Annotated in this window: 17 protein-coding genes and 1 tRNA gene; 13 read left to right on the top strand and 5 right to left on the bottom strand. The window is 64.3% G+C overall.

Annotation, left to right across the window (positions count from 1 at the left end):
- The first annotated feature begins 30 nt into the window (after positions 1 to 30).
- The 9 genes from ACVWZT_RS06350 (at position 31) to ACVWZT_RS06310 (ending at position 10,987) form a co-directional block, all read left to right on the top strand.
- On the top strand, positions 31 to 816 hold the full coding sequence (locus ACVWZT_RS06350; protein ID WP_457468653.1) for a sulfite exporter TauE/SafE family protein: 786 nt from the start codon (positions 31 to 33) through the stop codon (positions 814 to 816).
- 22 nt (positions 817 to 838) lie between these two features.
- A complete protein-coding gene (locus ACVWZT_RS06345) occupies positions 839 to 1,600 on the top strand; it encodes an SDR family NAD(P)-dependent oxidoreductase (RefSeq protein WP_296235463.1) in 762 nt (253 codons plus the stop codon).
- A gap of 181 nt (positions 1,601 to 1,781) precedes the next feature.
- The gene (fdnG, locus tag ACVWZT_RS06340) at positions 1,782 to 4,850 is read left to right on the top strand and encodes a formate dehydrogenase-N subunit alpha (protein WP_457468651.1); all 3,069 of its coding nucleotides are present in this window, start codon (positions 1,782 to 1,784) and stop codon (positions 4,848 to 4,850) included.
- On the top strand, positions 4,850 to 5,800 hold the full coding sequence (gene fdxH / locus ACVWZT_RS06335) for a formate dehydrogenase subunit beta (RefSeq protein WP_296235465.1): 951 nt from the start codon (positions 4,850 to 4,852) through the stop codon (positions 5,798 to 5,800). The genes fdnG and fdxH overlap by 1 nt, the downstream gene beginning before the upstream one ends.
- Positions 5,797 to 6,453, top strand: a complete 657-nt coding sequence (locus ACVWZT_RS06330; RefSeq protein ID WP_457468649.1) for a formate dehydrogenase subunit gamma — start codon at positions 5,797 to 5,799, stop codon at positions 6,451 to 6,453. Before fdxH ends, ACVWZT_RS06330 begins: the two co-directional genes overlap by 4 nt.
- Before the next feature lie 4 nt (positions 6,454 to 6,457).
- Entirely contained in the window at positions 6,458 to 7,378 is a 921-nt protein-coding gene (fdhE, locus tag ACVWZT_RS06325) for a formate dehydrogenase accessory protein FdhE (protein ID WP_457468648.1), read from the top strand.
- Between the two features lie 160 nt (positions 7,379 to 7,538).
- Positions 7,539 to 8,966, top strand: coding sequence for an L-seryl-tRNA(Sec) selenium transferase (gene selA, locus ACVWZT_RS06320; RefSeq protein ID WP_457468646.1), 1,428 nt, complete (start codon positions 7,539 to 7,541; stop codon positions 8,964 to 8,966).
- A complete protein-coding gene (selB, locus tag ACVWZT_RS06315; protein ID WP_457468644.1) occupies positions 8,963 to 10,885 on the top strand; it encodes a selenocysteine-specific translation elongation factor in 1,923 nt (640 codons plus the stop codon). The genes selA and selB overlap by 4 nt, the downstream gene beginning before the upstream one ends.
- A gap of 6 nt (positions 10,886 to 10,891) precedes the next feature.
- Positions 10,892 to 10,987, top strand: a tRNA-Sec gene (locus ACVWZT_RS06310).
- 21 nt (positions 10,988 to 11,008) lie between these two features.
- Here the strand turns inward: ACVWZT_RS06310 and ACVWZT_RS06305 are convergent.
- Both ACVWZT_RS06305 and ACVWZT_RS06300 read right to left on the bottom strand, forming a co-directional pair.
- Positions 11,009 to 11,995 carry an asparaginase gene (locus tag ACVWZT_RS06305; RefSeq protein WP_457468642.1) on the bottom strand — a complete coding sequence of 329 codons (987 nt, stop codon included), beginning with the start codon at positions 11,993 to 11,995 and terminating at the stop codon, positions 11,009 to 11,011.
- 72 nt (positions 11,996 to 12,067) lie between these two features.
- Complete coding sequence (locus ACVWZT_RS06300; protein WP_296235471.1) at positions 12,068 to 13,510, bottom strand: alanine/glycine:cation symporter family protein; 1,443 nt, start codon at positions 13,508 to 13,510, stop codon at positions 12,068 to 12,070.
- A gap of 179 nt (positions 13,511 to 13,689) precedes the next feature.
- Between ACVWZT_RS06300 and ACVWZT_RS06295 the strand changes: the two genes are divergently transcribed.
- The 3 genes from ACVWZT_RS06295 to ACVWZT_RS06285 all read left to right on the top strand — a co-directional run bounded on the left by ACVWZT_RS06295 (position 13,690) and on the right by ACVWZT_RS06285 (position 16,512).
- Complete coding sequence (locus ACVWZT_RS06295; RefSeq protein ID WP_457468639.1) at positions 13,690 to 14,499, top strand: helix-turn-helix domain-containing protein; 810 nt, start codon at positions 13,690 to 13,692, stop codon at positions 14,497 to 14,499.
- Positions 14,500 to 14,702: 203 nt separating this feature from the next.
- Entirely contained in the window at positions 14,703 to 15,587 is an 885-nt protein-coding gene (locus ACVWZT_RS06290) for a sugar nucleotide-binding protein (RefSeq protein ID WP_457468637.1), read from the top strand.
- Complete coding sequence (locus ACVWZT_RS06285) at positions 15,580 to 16,512, top strand: NAD-dependent epimerase/dehydratase family protein (RefSeq protein WP_296235474.1); 933 nt, start codon at positions 15,580 to 15,582, stop codon at positions 16,510 to 16,512. The genes ACVWZT_RS06290 and ACVWZT_RS06285 overlap by 8 nt, the downstream gene beginning before the upstream one ends.
- 31 nt (positions 16,513 to 16,543) lie before the next feature.
- Here the strand turns inward: ACVWZT_RS06285 and ACVWZT_RS06280 are convergent, their stop codons facing one another.
- Positions 16,544 to 16,987: a winged helix-turn-helix transcriptional regulator gene (locus ACVWZT_RS06280; protein ID WP_296235475.1), complete on the bottom strand. Its 444-nt coding sequence runs from the start codon at positions 16,985 to 16,987 to the stop codon at positions 16,544 to 16,546.
- Positions 16,988 to 17,089: 102 nt separating this feature from the next.
- On the opposite strand from ACVWZT_RS06280, the gene ACVWZT_RS06275 reads away from it, so the two are divergent.
- Complete coding sequence (locus ACVWZT_RS06275; RefSeq protein WP_457468634.1) at positions 17,090 to 18,295, top strand: MFS transporter; 1,206 nt, start codon at positions 17,090 to 17,092, stop codon at positions 18,293 to 18,295.
- Here the strand turns inward: ACVWZT_RS06275 and ACVWZT_RS06270 are convergent.
- Both ACVWZT_RS06270 and ACVWZT_RS06265 read right to left on the bottom strand, forming a co-directional pair.
- Complete coding sequence (locus ACVWZT_RS06270) at positions 18,283 to 18,966, bottom strand: OmpW/AlkL family protein (RefSeq protein WP_225780189.1); 684 nt, start codon at positions 18,964 to 18,966, stop codon at positions 18,283 to 18,285. The two genes, ACVWZT_RS06275 and ACVWZT_RS06270, sit on opposite strands and share 13 nt — an antisense overlap.
- Before the next feature lie 109 nt (positions 18,967 to 19,075).
- On the bottom strand, positions 19,076 to 19,642 hold the full coding sequence (locus tag ACVWZT_RS06265) for a DUF3299 domain-containing protein (protein ID WP_457468632.1): 567 nt from the start codon (positions 19,640 to 19,642) through the stop codon (positions 19,076 to 19,078).
- Positions 19,643 to 19,645: the final 3 nt, after the last annotated feature.

The following is a 19,645-nucleotide window of genomic DNA, read 5'->3' as shown; positions in this document are numbered from 1 at the left end:
CCCTTTTACTGACTCGATGGAAGTATTGTTATGGAACTGTTAGGCGCTTTCTGGGCGGAACACTGGTTACTGGCCATCCTCATGCTCGGCGCAATCGCCTTCGTCGCGGGCTTCGTCGACAGCATCGCCGGGGGCGGCGGGTTGTTCCTGGTGCCGGGCTTCCTGTTGGTCGGCATGCCACCGCAAGTGGCCCTCGGCCAGGAAAAACTGGTGAGTACCCTCGGCACGCTGGCTGCTATCCGCAACTTCCTGGCCAACAGCAGGATGGTCTGGCAGGTGGCGCTGGTCGGCGTCCCGTTCTCGCTGCTCGGAGCCTACCTGGGGGCGCACCTGATCGTGTCGATCTCCCAGGAAACTGTAGGCAAGATCATCCTGGCGCTGATTCCCTTCGGCATCCTCATCTTCCTCACACCGAAGGATCGCCCAGTCGAGGAGCGCGAGCTGTCATCGCGCATGCTGTTCACCGTGGTCCCGCTGACCTGCCTGGCCATCGGCTTCTACGACGGTTTCTTCGGTCCTGGAACCGGCAGCATGTTCATCATCGCCTTCCATTACCTGCTGCGCATGGACCTGGTCTCCAGCTCGGCCAACTCCAAGACCTTCAACTTTGCATCCAACATCGGCGCCCTGGTGGCCTTCATCCTGGCCGGCAAGGTCGTCTACCTGCTGGCGTTGCCGCTGGTGGCCTGCAACATCCTCGGCAACCACCTGGGCAGCGCCCTGGCCCTGCGCAAGGGCAACGAAGTGGTGCGCAAGGTGCTGGTGTTCTCGATGCTCTGCCTGTTCACCAGCCTGGGCGTGAAGTACCTGGCCTGACCCCGTCCATAGGAGACAATTGATGAAAACCGCATTCGTAACCGGCGCGTCCGCAGGCTTTGGTCGTGCCATCTGCCGCACTCTGGTTGGCAAGGGCTATCGCGTGATCGGCGGTGCCCGGCGCATGGATAAACTGCAGTCGCTGGAAGCCGAACTGGGGGTCAACTTCATCCCGCTGGCGCTGGACGTAACCGACCCTGCCTCGATCGCTGCGGCGATGGCGCAGATCCAGGACGCATCGCTGCACATCGACCTGCTGGTCAACAATGCCGGGCTGGCGCTGGGCGTAGACCGCGCCCAGGCCAGCAGTGCGGAAAACTGGCAGCGCATGATCGACACCAACATCACCGGCCTGGCCATGGTGACGCACAAGATACTGCCGCAGATGGTCGAAGCCGACAGCGGCATGATCATCAACATCGGTTCCATTGCCGGCACCTATCCCTACCCGGGCGGTAACGTCTACGGCGCCAGCAAGGCCTTCGTCCGTCAGTTCAGTCTCAACCTGCGTGCCGACCTGGCCGGTACCCGGGTGCGGGTGAGCAACATCGAGCCGGGGCTGTGCTCGGGCACTGATTTCTCGGTGGTGCGCCTCAATGGCGACCTGGAGGCCGTGCAGGCCCTGTACCGTGACGTACAGGCCATTCTGCCCGAGGACATTGCCGCCACGGTGGCCTGGATTGCCGAGCAGCCGGGGCATGTGAACATCAATACCATCGAGATCATGCCCGTGGCCCAGAGCAGTGCCGCGCTGAATGTGGTGCGCAACCTGCCGCGCTGTTGATCAGCCAGTGGTGGAAGGCATCGGCAAGGTCAGCAAACGAGGCCGCAACTGACCCAGATCATCGCACGTTCCCGATTCTTGGCTAGTCTTACCTGTTGGCGGCCATCAACTGGCCGCCACCGTGACTACCAAGAGGCGCCGGCCATGTTCCGTGCGTCCACCACCTGATCAGGAGTGCACGATGGACCTGAACCGTCGGCAATTCTTCAAGGTCGCCGCCGTCGGCCTTGGAGGCTCGAGCCTTGCGGCGTTGGGCATGGCCCCGACACCCGCATTCGCCGAGCAGGTGCGTCATTTCAAGCTGGCGCATACCAAGGAAACCCGCAACACCTGCCCCTACTGCTCGGTCGGCTGTGGCCTGATCATGTACAGCCAGGGCGATGCGGGCAAGAACGTCAAACAGAACATCATCCATATCGAAGGTGACGCCGACCACCCGGTCAACCGCGGCACTCTCTGCCCGAAAGGCGCCGGCTTGCTGGACTTCATCCACAGCCCGAGCCGTCTGCAGTACCCCGAGGTACGCAAACCGGGCAGCAAGGAGTGGGTGCGGGTCAGCTGGGACGAGGCGCTCGACCGCGTCGCCGAGCTGATGAAGCAGGACCGCGACGCCAACTTCATCGAGAAGAACGCCCAGGGGCAAACGGTAAACCGCTGGCTCACCACCGGTTTTCTCGCTGCTTCAGCCGCCTCCAGCGAGGCCGGCTACCTGACCCACAAGGTCATCCGCGCAACAGGCATGCTGGGGTTCGATAACCAGGCACGTGTCTGACACGGCCCGACGGTGGCAAGTCTTGCCCCGACGTACGGCCGTGGCGCCATGACCAACCACTGGTCCGATATCGCCAACGCGAATCTGGTCCTGGTGATGGGGGGCAACGCAGCAGAAGCGCATCCGTGCGGCTTCAAGTGGGTGACCGAGGCCAAGGCGCACAACAAGGCGCGGCTGATCGTGGTCGACCCGCGCTTTACCCGTACCGCTTCGGTGGCGGACTACTACGCGCCGATCCGCACCGGTACCGACATCGCCTTCATGGGCGGGCTGATCAACTACCTGCTGAGCAACGACAAGATCCAGCACGAGTACGTGCGTAACTACACCGACGTGTCGTTCATCGTCAAAGAGAACTATGGCTTCGAGGATGGCCTGTTCAGCGGTTACGACGAGGCCAAGCGGGTGTACGCCGACAAGTCCGGCTGGGGCTACGAGCTGGGTGAGGACGGTTTTGCCAAGGTCGACCCGACCCTGCAGCACCCGCGTTGCGTGTTCCAGCTGATGAAGCAGCACTACAGCCGCTACACCCCGGAACTGGCCAGCATGACCTGTGGCATGCCGCAGGACGCCATGCTGAAAATCTGGGAAGAGATCGCCACCTGCTCGGTACCGGGCAAGACCATGACGATCCTCTATGCGCTGGGCTGGACGCAGCACTCGATCGGCGCGCAGATCATCCGCAGCGCGGCCATGGTCCAGTTGCTGCTGGGCAACGTCGGCATGCCGGGTGGAGGGGTCAATGCCTTGCGCGGGCATTCCAACATCCAGGGTCTGACCGACCTCGGGCTGTTGTCCAACTCGCTGCCGGGTTATCTGACCTTGCCCGGCGATGCCGAACAGGACTACGTCGCCTACATCGACAAGCGTGCCTCCAAGCCGTTGCGCCCGGGCCAGCTTTCGTACTGGCAGAACTACGGCAAGTTCCACGTCAGCCTGATGAAGGCCTGGTATGGCGCCAACGCCACGGCAGAGAACAACTGGGGCTACGACTGGCTGCCCAAGCTCGACGTGCCGGCTTACGACGTGCTGCGCATGTTCGAAATGATGGGCCAGGGCAAGGTCAACGGTTACATGTGCCAGGGCTTCAACCCGATTGCCGCGCTGCCGGACAAGAACCGTGTAACTGCGGCCCTCGGCAAGCTCAAGTGGCTGGTGATCATGGACCCGCTGGCCACCGAGACCTCGGAGTTCTGGCGCAATGCCGGGCCGTTCAACGACGTCGACACGGCCAACATCCAGACCGAAGTGATCCGCCTGCCCACCACCTGCTTCGCCGAGGAAAACGGTTCGCTGGTCAACAGCAGCCGCTGGCTGCAGTGGCACTGGAAAGGCGCCGACGGCCCGGGCGAGACCCGCACCGACGTGCACATCATGAGCGAGCTGTTCCTGCGCCTGCGCCAACGCTACCAGGCCGAGGGCGGCGCCTACCCGGACGCGCTGATGAACATCAGCTGGCCATACAAGATTCCCGAAGAGCCATCCCCGGAGGAACTGGCCAGGGAAATGAACGGCTGGGCAGTAACCGACGTCACCGACCCGACCGGCGCAGTGATCAAGGCCGGCCAGCAACTGGCGGGCTTCGGCCAGCTGAAGGACGACGGCAGCACCGCGTCCGGCTGCTGGATCTTCGCCGGCTGCTGGACCGAGCAGGGCAACCAGATGGCCCGTCGCGACAACAGCGACCCGTACGGCATGCACCAGGTGCAGAACTGGGCCTGGGCCTGGCCGGCCAACCGCCGCATCCTCTACAACCGTGCCTCCAGCGACCCGCAAGGCAAGCCGTGGGACGCCGAGAACAAGCGCCTGGTATGGTGGAACGGCAAGGCCTGGACCGGCACCGACGTGCCCGACTTCAAGGTCGACTCGCCACCGGAAGCGGGGATGAACCCGTTCATCATGAACCCCGAGGGCGTGGCGCGCTTCTTCGCCATCGACAAGATGGCCGAAGGGCCGTTCCCCGAGCACTACGAGCCGTTCGAGACGCCGATTGGTATCAACCCGCTGCACCCGCAGAACAAGAAGGCCACCAGCAACCCGGCCGGGCGTATCTTCGATTCGGTGTGGGACACCCTCGGCAAGCACGAGGAGTTCCCGTATGCGGCGACCACCTACCGGCTGACCGAGCACTTCCACTTCTGGAGCAAGCATTGCCGGCTCAACGCCATCGCTCAGCCCGAGCAGTTCGTCGAGATCGGCGAGGTGCTGGCCAACGAGAAGGGCATCAAGGCTGGCGACCGGGTGCGGGTGTCGAGCAAGCGCGGGCATATCGAGGCGGTGGCGGTGGTGACCAAGCGGATTCGCCCGCTCAAGGTCAACAACCAGACCGTGCACCAGATCGGCATTCCGCTGCACTGGGGCTTCACCGGGGCTACGCGGCATGGCTACCTGACCAACACCCTGGTGCCGTTCCTCGGTGACGGCAACACCCAGACGCCGGAGTCCAAGTCGTTCCTCGTCAAAGTGGAGAAACTCTGATGGCCAGCCAAGACATCATCGCCCGCTCGGCCACCACCACCGTACCGCCTTCGGTACGCCAGCAGCAGGAAGTCGCCAAGCTGATCGACACCACCAAGTGCATCGGCTGCAAGGCCTGCCAGGTGGCGTGTTCCGAGTGGAACGAGCTGCGTGACGAGGTCGGCCACAACCACGGCACCTACGACAACCCCCAGGACCTCACTGCCGAGACCTGGACCCTGATGCGCTTCACCGAGCACGAGCGCGACGACGGCAACCTGGAGTGGCTGATCCGCAAGGACGGCTGCATGCATTGCGCCGAGCCAGGGTGCCTGAAGGCCTGCCCGAGCCCAGGCGCCATCATCAAGCACGCCAACGGCATCGTCGACTTCAATCAGGACCACTGCATCGGCTGCGGCTACTGCATCACTGGCTGCCCGTTCAACATCCCGCGGATCTCGCAGAAGGACCACAAGGCGTACAAGTGCACCCTGTGTTCCGACCGTGTGACCGTGGGCCTGGAGCCGGCCTGCGTGAAAACCTGCCCGACCGGGGCGATCGTGTTCGGCAGCAAGGACGAGATGAAGGTGCATGCCGCAGAGCGCATCGTCGACCTGAAGTCGCGGGGCTACGACAAGGCCGGGTTGTATGACCCGGACGGCGTCGGCGGTACCCATGTGATGTATGTGCTGCACCATGCCGATACGCCGAAGCTGTATGCCGGCCTGCCGGACCAGCCGGTGATCAGCCCCCTGGTCGGGCTGTGGAAGGGCATTACCAAGCCGCTGGCGCTGCTGGCCATGGGCGCGGCTGTGCTGGCAGGGTTCTTCCACTATGTGCGGGTCGGGCCGCAGCGCGTGGCGGAGGACGAGCACCCGCTACCGCCCGACGAAAGCGTGCATCAGGTCGACCCGTCGGTGCATGTCTATGACCCGAACAGGCCGGCTGGCCAGGAGGAGCAGCGACCATGAACGACAACAAACCCATCCTGCGCTACAACGCCAACGAGCGCAGCAACCACTGGGTCGTCGCTATCCTGTTCATCCTCGCCGGGCTGTCCGGGCTGGCGCTGTTCCATCCGGCACTGTTCTGGCTCAGCCATCTGTTCGGTGGCGGGCCATGGACGCGTATCCTGCACCCGTTCCTGGGCGTGGCCATGTTCGTGTTCTTCCTTGGTCTGGTGCTGCGTTTCTGGCGCGCGAACTTCATTACCGCCAACGATCGCCTATGGCTGCGTCGGATCGATCGGGTGATGTTGAACAGCGAGCAGGGGGTACCGCCGATCGGCAAGTACAACGCGGGCCAGAAGCTGCTGTTCTGGACCTTGCTGGTGTGCATGCTGGTGCTGTTGGTCAGCGGCGTGGTGATCTGGCGTGCCTGGTTCAGCCAGTACTTCGACATAGGCGCCATTCGCCTGGCCACCTTGCTCCATGCCCTGGCGGCGTTCGTGTTGATCCTCGGCATCATCGTGCATATCTACGCCGGCATCTGGATCAAGGGCTCGGTCGGCGCCATGCTGCATGGCCGGGTCAGCCGCGCCTGGGCGCGCAAGCACCATGAGTTGTGGTATCGCGAAGTGACCGGTGACAAGACCCCGGGCAATCACGGACGGAAAGAAGGATGAGCGCTTGAGCACGATACTCGAACCCGGGCAGATCGAAGCATCGGCGGTGATGCCGCCGTTTTTGCATCTGCCTACTGCCAACCTGTTCGAGCTGCGCGCCGCGCGCCTGGAACAGCTGGCCGAAGGCAATGCCCTTGGCGATTACCTGAAACTGGCGGCCCGGTTGTGTCGCATTCAGCAGCAGCTTGTGGATAACCCGCCCGGTGATATGCCGGTGGCCGAGCAGCGTCAGCGCTTGTGCACAAGTCATGGTTTGCCGCCGCTGGCGGCTGACAGCCTGGTACGCGAAGGGCCGTGGTTGGCCTGGTTGCACGCCTTGCTTGGGTACCTCGACGCTGACACCAGCGGTCCGTTGGGGGAGGCGCTGCAAGCCCTGCGTGGCAGTGGCGACGATCAACGCAAGGGCTGGGGCATCGCCTTGCTTGCTGGCCAGTACGATGCCGTGCCTGCGGCGTTGGTGCCATTCCTCGGCGCCGCGTTGCAGGCAGCCTGGGCCAGCTGGTTGCTGGCGCTACCCGCGCCAGAGCTCAAGCCCGCCGGCAGCCTGGCCCAGTGCCCGGCCTGTGGTTCGCCGGCAATGGCCGGGGTGGTGCGCAACCGCGGCAAGCACAATGGCCTGCGCTACCTGGCCTGTTCGCTGTGTGCATGTGAATGGCATGTGGTGCGGGTCAAGTGCGTGTATTGCGAGTCGAGCAAGGACTTGCGCTACACCAGCCTCGACGACGATCGCCATGCTCCGGGCAAGGCGCCGTTGCGGGCCGAGTGCTGCCCCGCGTGCAAAAGCTACCTGAAGCACAACTACCTGGAAAACGATGCGGCCGCCGAGCCCCTGGCCGATGACCTGGCCAGCCTGGCGCTGGATATGCGCCTGGATGAGGAGGGCTTCCATCGCCTGGCCCCCAACCTGATGCTCGCACCCGGGTAGTGGGTGAGGGTCTACACTGCAATACCGAGTCGCCTTCTTCGCGGGTGAACCCGCTCCCACAGGTACGGCGCAGGTCGCAAAAGCTGCGCGGACCCTGTGGGAGCGGGTTTACCCGCGAAAAGGCCAGTACAGACAACGGATCAGTCCAAGGTAGTACCGCATGCCCTCCAGCCTCGCCAGCGAAACCCCGCGCCTTCCGTCCATCGACACTCTCCTGCGCCACCCAGCCTGCCTGCCGCTGATCGACCGCCACGGCCGCGACGCCGTGCTGGCCACCCTGCGCCAACTGCTCGACGACCTGCGCGACCCCGTCCGCAACGGCCAGCTCAGCGCCGCCGAGCTCGCCGCCGAGGTTCTGCTGGGCCGCGCCGGGGAACGCCTGGCCCACCAGCAGCGCAGCCAGGTCCGGCGCGTCTTCAACCTCACCGGCACCGTGCTGCACACCAATCTTGGCCGCGCCCTGCTGCCGGAGGCGGCCATCGAAGCCATGCAGACCGCCGCCCGCTACCCGCTCAACCTCGAATTTGACCTGGCCTCCGGCAAGCGTGGTGACCGCGACGACCTGATCGAAGGCCTGATCCGCGAGCTGACCGGCGCCGAAGCCGTCACCGTGGTCAACAACAATGCCGCCGCCGTGCTGCTGGCGCTCAACAGCCTGGGCGCGCGCAAGGAGGGCATCATCTCGCGCGGTGAACTGATCGAGATCGGTGGCGCTTTCCGTATTCCCGACATCATGGCCCGTGCCGGCGTGAAACTGCACGAGGTCGGCACCACCAACCGCACCCATGCCCGCGATTACGAGGCCGCCATCAATCCGCGCACCGGCTTGCTGATGCGTGTGCATTGCAGCAACTACAGCATCCAGGGTTTCACCACCCAGGTCGCCACCGCCGAGCTGGCGCGCATCGCCCAGCAACATGACTTGCCGTTGCTTGAAGACCTGGGCAGCGGCAGCCTGCTCGACCTGACCCGCTGGGGCCTGCCTGCCGAGCCGACCGTGCGCCAGGCCCTCGCCGACGGCGCCGATATCGTCACCTTCAGTGGCGACAAGCTGCTGGGCGGGCCGCAAGCCGGGATCATCGTGGGTCGCAAGGCGCTGATCGCCAGGATCAAGAAGAACCCGCTCAAGCGCGCCCTGCGTGTCGACAAGATCACCCTCGCGGCCCTCGAAGCGGTGCTGGCACTGTACCGCAACCCCGACCGCCTGGCCGAACGCCTGCCCAGCCTGCGCCTGCTGACCCGCAGCCAGGCCGATATCCACGCCCAGGCCGAGCGCCTGGCCCCTGCGCTGAAGGCCTGCCTCGGTGAGCAATGGCAGGTCAGCGTGGAGCCGGCACTGGGCATGATCGGCAGCGGCAGCCAACCGGTGGCGCGCCTGCCGAGCGCAGCGCTGTGCCTGCGCCCACAGGTGTCGAAGAAGCTGCGTGGGCGTAGCCTGCATGTGCTGGAACGGGCCTTGCGCGACCTGCCGGTACCGGTGCTCGGCCGTATCGACGACGACGCCCTGTGGCTGGACCTGCGCCAGCTGGATGACGAAGCCCAGTGGCTGGCCCAGTTGCCTGCCCTGCAACTGGGGCCGGTGCAGTGATCGTAGGAACCGCCGGGCACATCGACCATGGCAAGACCGCATTGCTGCAGGCACTGACCGGCCAGGCCGGGGACCAGCGCCAGGAAGAGCGCGCCCGTGGCATGACCATCGACCTTGGCTACCGCTATGCTGCGCTGTCCGAGGGGGCAGCGCTGACCGGCTTCATCGATGTGCCGGGCCATGAGCGTTTCATTCACAACATGCTGGCCGGAGCCCATGGCATCGACCTGGTGCTGCTGGTGGTGGCTGCCGACGACGGGGTGATGCCGCAAACCCGCGAACACCTGGCAATCATCGAACTGCTGGGTATTCCGCAGACCCTGGTAGCGATCAGTAAATGCGACCGGGTTGAGCCGGCGCGCCTGGCCGAAGTGCAGGCGCAGGTCGATGCATTGTTGTCGCCGGGGCCTTATGCCGGGGCGCCGCAATTTCCGTTGTCGAGCGTAACTGGCGAAGGCATCGATGCGCTGCGCCAGGCCCTGCTAGCGGCCCAACAGCAGATGCGCCAGCGCAGCACACGCGGCGGTTTCCGCCTGGCCGTCGACCGCGCTTTCGCCGTTACCGGTGCGGGTGTGGTGGTGACCGGCACCGCGCTGGCCGGGCGGGTCAGTGCAGGCGAGACCTTGCTGCTGGGCAAGGCTGGCAAGCCGGTGCGGGTGCGTGGTCTGCATGCTCAGAACCAGGCCGCGCTGGTCGCCGAAGCGGGCCAGCGGGTGGCGCTGAACATTGCTGCCGAACGCCTGGCGGTAGAGCAACTGCACCGCGGTGACTGGCTGGTACCCGGGTGGCTGCATGCGCCCAGCCTGCGGGTCGATATCGAGCTGCACCTGTTGCCGGGCGAAACCCGCACCTTCGAACATTTCAACGCCGTGCACGTGCACCTCGGCACCCAGGATGTCACCGCCCGGGTTGCGTTGCTCGAAGGTGAAACCCTGATGGCGGGCCAGCGCATGTTTGCCCAGCTATTGCTCAACGCGCCGCTGCAAGCGGTACATGGCGACCGCCTGGTGCTGCGCGACCAGCGCGCCCAGCGCACCCTTGGCGGTGGCAAGGTGCTCGACCCGTTCGCGCCAAGCCGTCAGCGCCGCAGTGAACAGCGCTTGCGGCAGTTACAGGTATTGCGTGATGCCGAGGACCTGGAGCAGGCGCTGCCGGCACTGCTCGCCAGCGCCCAGGGGGGTATCGACCCGCAGCGCCTGGAGCGGCAGTTCAACCGCCTGCGCGACACCTGGCAGTTACCCGACAACGCGCGGGTAGTGACAACCCGGCAGGGCCAACTGCTGTTCGCCAACGACCAGTGGCAGGCGCTGAAACGCCAGGCGCTTGGGCAGTTGGCGCTGTTCCACGAGCAGGAGCCCGACCAGCTGGGCCCGGACCGTGATCGCCTGCGCCGTTTTGCAGGGTTGCCGCTGGAGCGGCCCGCTTTCGTCAGCTTGCTGGACGAATTGCTCGATGAGGGCGCCATTGCCAGCAGCGGCCCATGGCTGCACCTGCCCGAACACAAGGTGCAGTTGAGCGAAGCCGACAGCGCGTTATGGGCCCGGCTGCAACCCAGGTTGCTCGCAGGGCGATACGATCCGCCCTGGGTCCGGACGCTGGCGAGCGAGGAAAACTGTGCCGAAGCCGATGTGCGCCTGTTGCTGCGCAAGCTGGCCCGGCTGGGCCTGGTGCACCAGGTGGTACGCGACCTGTTCTACCCCGAAGCGACGCTACGGCGCATGGCAGAGCTGCTGTTGGGGCAGGCCGGGGAAACGCCGATAGTGCAGGTTGCCGCGTTTCGCGATATGTTGGGCATCGGTCGTAAACGCAGTGTGCAGATTCTGGAATATTTCGACCGCATTGGCCTGACCCGCAGGGTGGCCGACCAGCGTCACATCCGCGCCGACAGTGCCCTGGCCCAGCAGCAGGCCAGGCACTGAGTTCAAGGAAGGCAATCGCGCCCGGTGGCGCGGCCGGGCTTCAAACCCGGTTGGGGACGGCAGCCGTTCCCGGGCAGGTTCGACTCCCGCTGCCTTCCGCCATTTCCTCTTGCCTGTCAGGGCCTAAGCCCGCTCCCCACACAGATCCAGAGCAAACCACCGCTCTGCTGTATTGACGTCCAGGCCAGCCCCCAGCAGCGCAAGCATCTTGCCCAGCGCAGCCTCGCGGGTCATGCCGCCACCGCTGACCAGCCCGGCCCCGCGCAAGCGGTTACCGGCCGCATAGGTATCGAACACCACCGAGCCCTCTGGGCACTGGCTGATCGCGACCAGCAACACGCCGCGCTGGCGCGCCGCGCTCAGTACATCGAGCAGCGCCTGGTCGTCCGACGGCCCGGTACCGCTGCCATAGCACTCCAGCAGCAGCCCTTGCACGCCGCTGCCCAGCACGGCTTGCAGATGGCTGGCCTGCAGGCCTGGGAACACCGGCATCACGGCCAGGTTGACCGCCTGGCGCGGGTGCCGGTAGCCCAGTTCGGCGGGAAGCGCCGCCGCCCGCTCGCCGTCGCGATGCCGCGGCAGCGCGGCGAAGGCGTCGAAGGCTTCGCTGCGCAGCTTCGATACCCGGCAGCCATGCAACAACTGGCCGTGGAAGTACAACTGCACGCCATCCTGCAGGCCGCGTTCGAACTGGCACAGCGCGCCGCACAGGTTGTCCCATGCATCGCTGCCAGGCGCACCTGCCGGCAGCATCGAGCCGGTCAGCAGCACCGGCACCGGCAGGCCGAGCAACAGGAACGACAACGCGGCAGCGCTGTAGGCCAGGCTGTCGGTACCGTGCAGTACCAGCACACCGTCATGGCCAGCGTCCACAGCTGCGACGATGGCATCGCGCATCGCCAGCCAGTTGTGTTGCTGCATATTGGCGCTGTCGAGCAGCGGGTTCATTTCCTGCAGGGCCCAAGGCACCTTCGGCGCATCGGCCATCAAGGCGAAATGCTCGCGCATCCGCACTTCGAAACCACCTGCCGGCGCCAGGCCTTCGGGGGTTTCGAGCATGCCGATGGTGCCCCCGGTATAGAGGACGAGGAGATTCTTTACTGCACGCATGGAAAGCATCCGTAGCGATGAACGGAAAAAGAAAAGCCGCCCGCGGATGGGGCGGCTTGGCAGGCCAGGATATCAGCGCTGGGTTTGCGCTTGGGCAACTGCCTTGTCAGTGGCGGATTCCACCTGCGGATTGGCAGGCCAGGCGTTGCGGTCCAGGTCGAGGTCGGCGAACTTGGCCGAATCGAACACCGGCTGGTCGACACCTGCCTTGCGCTGCTCATCGTAGTCACGCATTACGCGCAGGCCGACCTTGAACAGCAGGGCCAGGGCAATCAGGTTGACGAACGCCAGGCAGGTCATGGTGATGTCGGCGAAGGCGAACACGGTCGACAGGTCCTGCAGCGAACCCCATACCACCAGCGCCAGCACCAGGCCGCGGAACACCATCAGCACCACACGGTTGCGGCTGAGGAACTGCAGGCTGTTCTCGCCCAGGTAGTAGTTGTAGAGGATGCAGGTGAAGACGAACAGCGACAGCGCAACGCTGACGAACACGCGGCCCCAGTCACCGACCACGGCGGCCAGCGAGTTCTGGGTCAGGACGATACCGTCACCTTCGAAGCCCGGAGTGTAGAAGCCCGACAGCAGGATCAGCAGGGCGGTACAGGTGCAGATCACGAAGGTGTCGAGGAACACGCTGAAGGCCTGGACCACGCCCTGCGCACCCGGGTGTTTCACGGCAGCCACGGCGGCGACGTTCGGCGCACTGCCCAGGCCTGCTTCGTTGGCGAACACGCCACGTTTCACGCCCATGACGATGGCGCTGCCGAGCAGGCCGGCAAACGCCGGGTCAAGGCCGAAGGCGCTCTTGAAGATGGTTTCCAGCATGGCTGGCACGTGCTCGATCTGGGTGCCGATCACGTACAGGGTCACGCCGATGTAGGCGAGGGTCTTGATCGGTACCAGCAGGTCGGACACTGCGGCAATGCGTTTGATGCCGCCGATGAAGGTGATGGCCAGCAGCACGGCGAGGACGATGCCGGTGTGCTTGGGGTCGAAGGCGAAGGCGTTCTGCAGCGAGTGGGTCACGGTGTACGACTGCAGGCCGATGAAGGCGAACCCGTAGGTGACCAGCAGCAGGATCGAGAACACGATGGCCATGCTTTTCAGCTTCAGGCCGTGCTGGATGTAGTAGGCCGGGCCGCCACGGTACAGGCCGTCGCCGTCGGCGCGCTTGTAGACCTGGGCGAGGGTACATTCGAAGAAGCTGCTGGACATGCCTACCAATGCGGTAACCCACATCCAGAACACGGCGCCTGGGCCACCGAGGGTCACGGCAATGCCGACACCGGCGATGTTACCAGCGCCAACACGACCGGCCAGGCTCAGCATCAGAGCCTGGAACGAGCTCAGTTGGCCTGCCTGGCCGCGCAGCGATTCTTTGAACACACTGAACATGTGAGCGAAGTGGCGGAACTGGACGAACCGGGAACGGATGGTGAAGTAGCTACCCAGTCCCACGATCAGCACGATGAGCAGTTTCCCCGAGAGGAAATCGTTGAGTACTTCGAGCATTGGAAAATGACCTCGATTCTTATTGTTCGTGTGGAAAGACCAGCGGACGGCAGGCGCACCGCTATTCGTTGGCGCGCATGGTTGGCCATGACAAGAGCGGTTACAATTTCGCGGGTTGCTCCAAATTGGTGCGACTTGATGCTAGACTGGCGTCATTCGCGTCACCTGGGTTCCGTGTCATGAGCGATAATTTCGCTATCAACCTCAAGTTTGCCTGCAGTCATTACCGCTCTATCTCCGAAGTTTGCCGCCAGCTCTCGATCAATCGCGCCCAGTTCAACAAGTACCTGAGCGGGCAGAGCCGTCCGACGGCTTTCAACCTCAAGCGCATCGGCGATTTCTTCGGCGTCGAAGAATACGAACTGAACTTGCCGCCCGAGCAGTTCAGCCAACTGATCGGTGCCCGCGTACCCGCTTTGGTCGAGCCGGCTGGTGATCCGATCAGCGAGCTGTTCCGCCCCTTGCACGACCACGCCGGCAACCTGTCGCGTTATTGCGGCTATTACCTGGAATACTCCAACTGCATGTCGGTGCCGGGCACTGTCCTGGTGTCGCTGGTGCAGCTGTGGGAGGAGCAGGGGCGTTTCCTGTTCGAGCGCGAGGAACGCCAGGAACGCTCCAGCACCATCGACCACCATGCCGAGGTGCGTTGCCGTTACCTGGGCGCGGCGTTCCAGCTGCAGGACCGGATGTTCCTGGTTGACTACGAGTCGCTGACCTTCAATGAGATGAGCCAGACCATCCTCATCCCCAGTTTCAAAAGCCGCATCACCCGACTCAACGGCCTCAAGGCTGGCGTATCCAGCGGTGACCGGCGCAACCCGGCCTGCACCCGGGTGGTGTGGGAATACCTGGGTACGCAGATCAATCGCGCCAGCATTTTCCGCCAGGTGAAACTGTACCAGCCGGATGATCCGCGAATAGATGACGATATACGCGAGCGGTTGAGTGAGCGGCCGTTGCGCAACAGCCTCTTCGAAATCGAGTAGTGTTCGATGCCTCAGGCATTGTCGGGGATGAACGTACCTGGCGCTTGTTCCTGCTCCGTTGGTAGGGATTTCTGCCTCCGGCGACTTTTGACTGAAGTCATCCACGCCTGTGGCAGCGAACGGGGTCGGGGTTGGACTTCCCTGGCAGGAAACCGCAAAATGACCCCTTTCCCTTGATCAACCTCTCCGGATCTGCTGACTCTATGCGTATGCGCCTAATGCTGTTGGGTGGTGGCAATGCCCTCGGGCAAGCGCTGATTCGTCTTGGGGCCGAGGAGGACATCGCTTTCCTGGCGCCGCGCCCGCCCGAGAACGGCTGGACCCCGGCCAGCCTTACCCAGTTGCTCGATGAACATCGCCCCGACGCCCTGGTCAATCTGGCCTACTACTTCGACTGGTTCCAGGCCGAGACGGTCAGCGAACAGCGCCTGGCCCAGCAGGAGCGGGCGGTGGAGCGCCTGGCGGAGCTGTGCCAGCATCACCAGATCACCCTGGTGCAGCCTTCCAGCTACCGGGTGTTCGATGGTTCGCGGGCTACCGCCTACAGCGAAAAGGACGAACCAGTGCCACTGGGGCTGCGCGGCCAGGCGTTGTGGCGCATCGAGCAGAGTGTGCGTGCGGCATGCCCGCAACATGTGTTGCTGCGCTTTGGCTGGTTGCTCGACGAAAGTATCGACGGCGCGCTAGGCCGCTTTCTGACCCGTGCCGAACAACCGCAGGAGTTGTTGTTGGCCGATGACCGGCGCGGCAACCCGACCCCGGTCGACGATGCCGCCCGGGTCATCCTGTCGGTGCTCAAGCAGCTGGATTGCAGTGCGCCGCTGTGGGGCACCTATCATTACGCCGGCAACGAGGCGACCACGCCGCTGGCGCTGGGCCAGGCGATCCTCGCCGAGGCCGGCCATTATCGCCAGCTGGCCGTGCAGGCCCCGACGCCGCAGGCCCATGCCGCGCGGCCGGATGCCAGCGAGGAACCGCAGCATGCGGTACTGGCCTGCAAGAAAATCCTTCATACCTTCGGCATCAAGCCGCGCGCCTGGCGCGCTGGCTTGCCGCCCCTACTGGACCGGTTCTACCGCCATGGCTGACGCCCCCATCCTGATCACCGGCGGTGCCGGCTTCATTGGCTCCCACCTGTGCGATGCGTTGTTGGGCAAAGGCTACGCCGTACGTATTCTCGACGACTTCTCCACTGGCCGGCGCGACAATCTGCAGGTTGATCACCCGCGCCTGCAACTGATAGAAGGCGATGTTGCCGATGCCGCGCTGGTGACCCAGGCGGCGGCTGGCTGCAGTGCAGTGGTGCACCTGGCAGCGGTGGCTTCGGTGCAGGCCTCGGTCGAAGACCCGGTGCGCACCCACCAGAGCAATTTCATCGGCACCCTCAACGTCTGCGAAGCCATGCGCGTGCACGGCCTGCGCCGGGTGTTGTTCGCCTCCAGCGCAGCGGTGTATGGCAACAATGGCGAAGGCGAATCGATTGCCGAAGACACCCCCAAGGCGCCGCTGACCCCCTATGCCGTGGACAAGCTGGCCAGTGAGCAGTACCTGGATTTCTACCGCCGCCAGCATGGCCTGGAGCCGGTGGTGTTCCGCTTCTTCAACATCTTCGGGCCGCGTCAGGACCCGTCCTCGCCTTACTCCGGGGTGATCAGCATCTTTTCCGAGCGCGCGGTGCAGGGCTTGCCGATCACGGTGTTCGGCGACGGCGAGCAGACGCGGGACTTCCTCTACGTGGGTGATCTGGTCCAGGTGATGGTGCAGGCGCTGGAGCAGGCGCAGGTCGAGGAGGGCGCGGTGAACATCGGCCTCAACCAGGCCACCTCGCTGAACCAGCTGCTGGCGGCGCTGAAGATGGTGGTCGGTAGCTTGCCGCCGATCAGCTATGCGGCGGCGCGTTCGGGTGACATTCGCCATTCGCGGGCGGATAACCAGCGCTTGCTGGCGCGGTTCGATTTCCCGCAGGCGACGCCGATCGTCGAGGGCTTGGCGCGGCTTCTGGGCAAGGTCTGAATATCCACGGGGGCGCACCGCGCCCCGAACCTCACGGATGCCGCACCACTTTGCGCTGGCAATCCTCGGCCGCCAGCACTCGCCCGTCGCGGCTTCGTACCTGTAGTGTCTCCAGCGCCTGCCCGGTCACACGCTCCACCAGATCCGAACGCGTTTCACCTGCTGCGAACAGAAATCGCTCGCCCCACTGCCTCAAGCCAACCACCACCGGAAACACCGATCGCCCTTTCTCGGTCAGCACGTACTCCTTGTAGGCGCTGCCATCCGATGCCGGTTGCAGCGTCAGTAGCCCGCTTTCCACCAGCAACTTCAGGCGTGAAGCAAGGATGTTCTTCGCCAACCCCAGGTTCTTCTGAAATTCGCTGAAGCGTCGCAGGCCGTCAAAGGTATCGCGCAGAATCATCAGCGACCAGCGGTCGCCTAGCACCTCCAGTGCCCGTGCCACGGGGCACTGTGCGTTGTTTTCATCGAGCATTACAGCAAACCTGTCTTGATCATCTGGTTGCAGATTAAAACCACATTTGTTAAATATCCAGCATGTGGTTTCAATTTAAAACCAGATTGACGAGAATTCCCGATGCGCTCTGTGCTGACACGCTGGACAACGCTGTTGCTCGCCATCACTAGCGCCATGGCCGTGGCGACCGTGTATTTCGCCCAGCCTTTGCTCGAATCGATGGCCGTCGACCTGGGTGTGGCGCAGCAGCGGATCGGCTGGGTAGTTGGCGCGACGCAGGCAGGCTATGCGCTGGGGCTGCTGCTGATCGTGCCACTGGGGGACCTGATCGACCGCAAGCGCCTGTTGCTTGGGCAGTTACTGTGCTCGGCCCTGGCATTGATCGGTGTAGGCCTGGCCCCCAACTGGCCCCTGCTGTTGGTGACGCTGGCCGCTACCGGACTGATGGCGGTCATGGTGCAGGTGATGGTGGCGCATGTAGCCAGTCTTGCTGCACCCGGCCAGCAAGGGCGGGCGGTGGGCACAGTCACCAGTGGGGTGGTGCTGGGCATTCTGCTGGCGCGGCTGGTCTCGGGCGGGCTTGCCGACCTGGCCGGTTGGCGCAGCGTTTACCTGGTAGCCGCCGGGCTGCTGATGCTGCTGGCGCTGGTGCTGTGGCGGTGCTTGCCGGCGGGGCAGCCGGTGGCGTTACGGCCTGGCTACCGGGCGCTGATCGTGGCCCAGTTCAGTTTGTATCGGCATGACCGCCTGCTACGCCAGCGTGGGTTGTTCGGCGTGTTGATCTTCGCCGCGTTCAGCATGCTGTGGAGCGCCATGGTGATGCCCCTGAGTGCCGCGCCCTTGGCGCTGAGCCATAGCGAGATCGGCCTGTTCGGCATCGCCGGTGTGGCGGGCACGTTGGCGGCAGGGCGCGCCGGTCGCCTGGCCGACCAAGGGCTGGGCGAACGCACCACCGGGTTGGCGCTGGCCCTGCTCACGCTGTCATGGCTGCCAACGGCCTTCGTCGGGCATTCTTTAACGGTATTCGTGTTGGGTGTGCTGATGCTGGATTTTGCCGTGCAGGCAGTGCATGTCACCAACCAGAGCCTGCTGCTGGCCGGACGCAGGGCAATGGCCAGCCGCTTGATCGGCGCCTACATGGGTTGCTATTCGCTTGGCAGCGGGCTGGGGGCGGTGCTGGCGAGCTGGGTGTTTGCCCGTTGGGGTTGGGCTGCGGTGTGTGGCCTGGGCATGGTCATCAGCGCGGTTGCGCTGGGGTACTGGCTGTGGCTAGAACGGGCGAGGGCGGCCGAGGCCGCCCTGCAGTGTTCAGGTCAGAACTTGTAGCCAAGGCCGACCATGTAGACCCAAGGGTCGACTTCGACGTTGACCTTGGTCTTGCTGTAGCCCAGTGCGGAGGGACCGTCGACGCTGGCTTTGGTGTCGATGTCGACGTACCAGACCGCGGCGTTGACCAGCAAGTTGTCGGTGAGCATGTAGTCCATGCCCAGCTGGCCGGCGATACCGACCGAGTCCTGCAGCTTGAGATTGCTGAAGCCCTGCTGCTTGCGGGCGCTGCTGAGGTCTTCGTCGAAGAACAGGGTGTAGTTGATACCCACGCCGGCATACGGCTGGAATCTGGAGCTTGGCTCCATCGGGTAGTACTGCAGCGACAGGGTCGGTGGCAGCTGCTTGATGTCTGCCAGCTTGCCATCCAGGCCGCCGCCCAGGCCCTTGACGCCGACGGTGTGCTTGAACGGGGTGGCCGCCAGCAGTTCCAGGCCGACATGGTCGGTGAGCATGTAGGCGAAGGTCAGGCCCAGCTGGGTGTCGCTGTCCAGAGTTGCCTTGGTGCCCGAAACCTTGTTGCCATCGAACTTGAGGTCGCCGCTGCTTTCGTTGGGGGCGGTGGTGATGGCGCCGGCGCGCAGGATCATATCGCCTGCCTGATAAGCGTGGGCGGCAGGTGCGGCGAGCGCCAGGGCCACGAGTGAGGCGCCGAGCAAGGTCTTGTTCATGGAAGCTCCCAAAGGACGTGAGTAATCGAGTAGTCCAATGGTACGGATGCGTTTGAACAGAAAGTTTGACCCAGCTCAAAGAAGCGTCGCCACGAATTCGAAACAGTTCTCACTTCAGCTCATAAGCGTATATTTTTTCGGCTTCCATCTGGTAGCCAGCATCCGCCAGTTCGCTGGTGGAGGCTCTAACTTGCAGCTTTCCCTCGATCCAGTAAGGCTGGTAGAGGTCTTCGATGCGCACGCCCATTTCGCTGAAGATGTGCACGATCTGGTTCGGCGGTGGTGGCGGCACATGTATGCATGCGCCGTAGTAGGGGACCAGCAGAAACTCGGTTGTGCGGCCTTCTTCGCTCACCTCCAGCGGTACGATGTAGCCGGGCAGCTTGATTCGCTGGCCGTCGAGGCTTTTCACCACTGGCGCGTCGGGGGCCTGCTGGCGCGCCGGAGGCGCCGATTCGGCAGACAGGGCGTCGCCGAGCTGCGACATGTCGTGCAGCGGTGCGAGTTGCGGCGGGATGACGGGTGCGCCTTCGGGGATCAGGGAAGGCCAGTCCAGTTCCCGGGGTTCGTCGGCCCACAGCGGCATTGCTACTGTCAGCAGCAGGATCAGCAGTGTGTGCAGTGCTGACCTCTTCGCGGGCTTACCCGCAAAAATAGCGGTGAGGTTGCGGATCATTAC

The sequence above is a fragment of the Pseudomonas sp. TE21394 genome, assembly GCF_054057835.1.
Note: the sequence above shows the minus strand (reverse complement) of the source record. Positions and strands in the feature narration are given on the sequence as shown.

Bases quoted from the DNA above. Each gene is read 5' to 3' on its own strand.
- fdxH (WP_296235465.1), top strand. From the start codon at position 4,850: ATGGCCAGCCAAGACATCATCGCCCGCTCGGCCACCACCACCGTACCG.
- ACVWZT_RS06300 (WP_296235471.1), bottom strand. From the start codon at position 13,510: ATGCTCGAAGTACTCAACGATTTCCTCTCGGGGAAACTGCTCATCGTG.
- ACVWZT_RS06290 (WP_457468637.1), top strand. From the start codon at position 14,703: ATGCGTATGCGCCTAATGCTGTTGGGTGGTGGCAATGCCCTCGGGCAA.
- ACVWZT_RS06330 (WP_457468649.1), top strand. From the start codon at position 5,797: ATGAACGACAACAAACCCATCCTGCGCTACAACGCCAACGAGCGCAGC.
- selA (WP_457468646.1), top strand. From the start codon at position 7,539: ATGCCCTCCAGCCTCGCCAGCGAAACCCCGCGCCTTCCGTCCATCGAC.
- ACVWZT_RS06285 (WP_296235474.1), top strand. From the start codon at position 15,580: ATGGCTGACGCCCCCATCCTGATCACCGGCGGTGCCGGCTTCATTGGC.
- ACVWZT_RS06275 (WP_457468634.1), top strand. From the start codon at position 17,090: ATGCGCTCTGTGCTGACACGCTGGACAACGCTGTTGCTCGCCATCACT.
- ACVWZT_RS06345 (WP_296235463.1), top strand. From the start codon at position 839: ATGAAAACCGCATTCGTAACCGGCGCGTCCGCAGGCTTTGGTCGTGCC.
- ACVWZT_RS06350 (WP_457468653.1), top strand. From the start codon at position 31: ATGGAACTGTTAGGCGCTTTCTGGGCGGAACACTGGTTACTGGCCATC.
- ACVWZT_RS06265 (WP_457468632.1), bottom strand. From the start codon at position 19,642: ATGATCCGCAACCTCACCGCTATTTTTGCGGGTAAGCCCGCGAAGAGG.
- ACVWZT_RS06305 (WP_457468642.1), bottom strand. From the start codon at position 11,995: ATGCGTGCAGTAAAGAATCTCCTCGTCCTCTATACCGGGGGCACCATC.
- ACVWZT_RS06270 (WP_225780189.1), bottom strand. From the start codon at position 18,966: ATGAACAAGACCTTGCTCGGCGCCTCACTCGTGGCCCTGGCGCTCGCC.
- ACVWZT_RS06280 (WP_296235475.1), bottom strand. From the start codon at position 16,987: ATGCTCGATGAAAACAACGCACAGTGCCCCGTGGCACGGGCACTGGAG.
- ACVWZT_RS06295 (WP_457468639.1), top strand. From the start codon at position 13,690: ATGAGCGATAATTTCGCTATCAACCTCAAGTTTGCCTGCAGTCATTAC.